Source organism: Trueperaceae bacterium, from assembly GCA_019454765.1.
GTDB lineage: Bacteria > Deinococcota > Deinococci > Deinococcales > Trueperaceae > JAAYYF01.
The window spans coordinates 137,665-140,792 of sequence record JACFNR010000003.1 but is presented as its reverse complement, the minus strand read 5'-3'; the positions used below and the strand labels follow the sequence as shown (position 1 = coordinate 140,792).

General features: G+C 73.2%; 4 protein-coding genes. All 4 read right to left on the bottom strand.

The window, feature by feature from the left end; genetic code table 11:
• The coding region (gene rfbA / locus H3C53_02150; protein ID MBW7915478.1) for a glucose-1-phosphate thymidylyltransferase RfbA at positions 1 to 836 on the bottom strand (836 nt) is incomplete at its 3' end.
• Entirely contained in the window at positions 833 to 1,924 is a 1,092-nt protein-coding gene (gene rfbB / locus H3C53_02145) for a dTDP-glucose 4,6-dehydratase (GenBank protein MBW7915477.1), read from the bottom strand. The genes rfbA and rfbB, both read right to left, overlap by 4 nt.
• Positions 1,921 to 2,481 carry a dTDP-4-dehydrorhamnose 3,5-epimerase gene (gene rfbC, locus H3C53_02140; protein MBW7915476.1) on the bottom strand — a complete coding sequence of 187 codons (561 nt, stop codon included), beginning with the start codon at positions 2,479 to 2,481 and terminating at the stop codon, positions 1,921 to 1,923. Before rfbC ends, rfbB begins: the two co-directional genes overlap by 4 nt.
• Positions 2,482 to 2,485: 4 nt before the next feature.
• On the bottom strand, positions 2,486 to 3,128 hold a 643-nt coding region (locus tag H3C53_02135; protein MBW7915475.1), incomplete at its 5' end, for an NAD(P)-dependent oxidoreductase.

The window sequence follows — 3,128 nt, the reverse complement described above, 5'->3', positions numbered from 1 at the left end:
GCGTTCCCCTTCATCGGCGCGGCCAGCCGCTCGAGCTGCGCCGCGTCGATCCACCCGCTCTCGTAGGCGATCTCCTCGGGGCAGGCGATCTTGAGGCCCTGGCGCGCCTCCAGCGTCTCCACGAAGTTGGAGGCCTGCAGGTAGCTCTCGTGCGTGCCCGTGTCGAGCCAGGCCATGCCGCGCCCCATCAACTCGACGCGCAGGCGGCCCTGGTTCAAGTAGCGGACGTTGAGGTCCGTCACCTCCAGCTCGCCGCGGGCCGACGGCCTCAGCGCGCGCGCCTCGGCCGCGACACCGGCCGGGTAGAAGTACAGGCCGGTCACCGCGTAGCGGCTCTTAGGATTGGCCGGCTTCTCCTCGATGCTCGTCGCCTTGCCGGCGGCGTCGAAGCTCACCACGCCGTAACGCTCGGGGTCGGTGACGGCGTAGCCGAAGACGGTGGCCTCCTCGGCTCGGGCGTCGGCGGCTCGAAGGAGCCCCGTGAGCCCGTAGCCGTGGAACAGGTTGTCGCCCAGCACCAGCGCCGAGGGGCGGTCTGCGAGGAACGCCTCGCCTATCAGGAACGCCTGCGCTATCCCCTCGGGCCGCTCCTGCACGGCGTAGTCGAAGCGCATGCCCCAGCGCTCGCCGCCGCCAAGCAGCTCGCGGAACGCGGGCAGGTCGCGCGGGGTGGAGATCACCAGCACCTCGCGCATGCCCGCCAGCATGAGGGTGCTGAGGGGGTAGTAGACCATCGGCTTGTCGTAGACGGGCAGCAGCTGCTTGCTGACGGCCAGCGTGGCCGGGTAGAGGCGCGTGCCCGCGCCGCCCGCCAGGAGGATGCCGCGGCGGTTCACGCGCCGCTCCCGCCCGCGGCGGAGGCGGCGCGCCCCAACCCGAGCCGGCGCAGGTCGTACCGCTCCGCCACCGACCTCACCCACGCCTGGTTGTCGACGTACCAGCGCACCGTCGCGGCCAGCCCGACCTCGAAGGGCACCTGGCGGCGCCAACCCAACTCGCGCTCGGCGCGGCTCGAGTCGACGGCGTAGCGCCGGTCGTGCCCGGGCCTGTCGGCCACGCTCGTGACGAGGGTCCGGTAGTCTCGCGGGCCCGGCGCCACCTCGTTGAGGCAGCCGAGCAGCTGGTCGAGCAGGTCGCGGTTCCTGAGCTCGTGTGCGCCCCCCATGAGGTAGGTGGCGCCGGGGACGCCCCGCTGCGCGGCCGCCAGCAGGCCGCGGGCGTGGTCGTCGACGTGCAACCAGTCGCGCACCTGCCCCCCGTCGCCGTACATGGGCACGCTCTCGCCGGCCAGCGCGCGGCCCAGCGCCAAGGGCACGAGCTTCTCGGGGAACTGGAACGGCCCGTAGTTGTTGGACGCGTGGGTGGTGATGACCGGCAGCCCGAAGGTGTGGAAGTAGGCGGCTGCCATGTGGTCGGCGCCGGCCTTGCTGGCGCTGTACGGCGAGCGCGGGTCGTAGGGGCTCGCCTCGTCGAAGACGCCGGTCGGGCCGAGGCTGCCGTAGACCTCGTCCGTGCTCACGTTCACGAGCCGGAAGGCGCCCTGCTCCGCCGCGGGGAGCCCCTCCCAGTGGCGGCGCGCGGCCTCGAGCAGGTGGAAGGTGCCCAGCGTGTTGGCAGTCACGAACTGCGCCGGGCCGTCGATGGAGCGGTCGACGTGCGTCTCGGCCGCCAGGTGGATGATTGCCGCCGGGCGCTCCTCGTTCAAGAGGTCGAGCACGGCGGCCTGGTCGTTCACGTCTAGCTTCACGAAGCGGTGGAGCTCGCCCGCGCCGGCGGCGCGCAGGCGCTCCGGGTCGGCGGCGTACGTGAGCGCGTCCACGCTCACGACCCGCGCGTTTCCGCGCGCCACCAGGAGGCGCACGAGCGCCGAACCGATGAAGCCTGCCGCGCCGGTGACGACGTAGGTGACCCTCGGCCTCGTCATGGCCGCGGCTCCGGGAAGCGCCGCAGCTCCGCGAGCAGCGGCAGGGCGGCGTCGCGCTCCGAGACGATGGGCGGGACCCCGCCCAGGCCCCAGTCGACGCCGATGGCGGGGTCGTCCCACCGCACGCCCGCGTCGGAGCCGGGCGCGTAGGGCCTGTCGGTCTTGTAGAGCACGTCAGCCACCTCCGTGAGCGCTGCGAAACCGTGCGCGAAGCCCGCGGGCACCCAAAGCTGCCTCAGCTCCGCGTCGTCGAGCACGGCGCTCACCCACCGACCGAAGGTGGGGGAGCCCGGCCGCAGGTCGACCGCCACGTCGAGGATGGCGCCGCGTGCCACCCCGACGAGCTTCCCCTGCGCGTGCGCGCCCGCCTGGAAGTGTAGTCCACGCACCACCCCCCTCACGGAGCGGGAGTGGTTGTCTTGCACGAACGCCACGTCGAGGCCGTTAGCGGCGAAGTCGGCGGCGTTCCAGCGCTCTAGGAAGAAGCCGCGGCTGTCGGGCCTCACCGTGGGCGTGATCAGCTTGACGGCGGGGATGGCGAGGCTCGTCACGACCATCCGGTCACCCCTCCCAACTCGCGGCCAGCGCCGTGTAGCGGCTCACGTCGAGCGACACGTCGTCCGGTAACGCCACGCCGGCGCTCGCCTTGCCCGCGCGCCTCACGGCCGGGGCGCGGCGCCGCGCCAGCTCGAACACGCTCTTGCGCTCCGTGGCGACGTGCAGCGTCGCCCAGCGCACCTCGGCCAGGTGCCCGAGCAGGGCGGCGATCATCGGCGCGATGACGTCGACGTAATCCTGCGAGGTGAACAGGTCGTCGAACGCCGTCTCGTACGGCCAGGCGCGCGGCCTGAAGCTGGTGCGCACCACCAACGCGCCGGGAGCGGCGCGCGCCGCCTCCTCCGCCACGAGCTTGGTCAGCGCGTAGTAGTTGCGCACGGGCCCCGGCGTGTCGTCCTCGCGGTAGTTGCCGCGGTCGCCGTGGAACACGTAGTCGGTCGAGACGTGCACGAGCCGCGCTCCCGTCACGCCGGCGGCGCGTGCCACGTTGCGGGTGCCCTCCACGTTCACCCGCCAGCACGCCTCGCGGTCGCGCTCGGCGCCGGCCACGTCCGTGTACGCGGCCGCGTGGACGATGACGCCGGGCCGGACGGCCTCCACCACGGCCATGGTCCCGGCCGGGTCCGTCACGTCCAGCTCGCCGCGG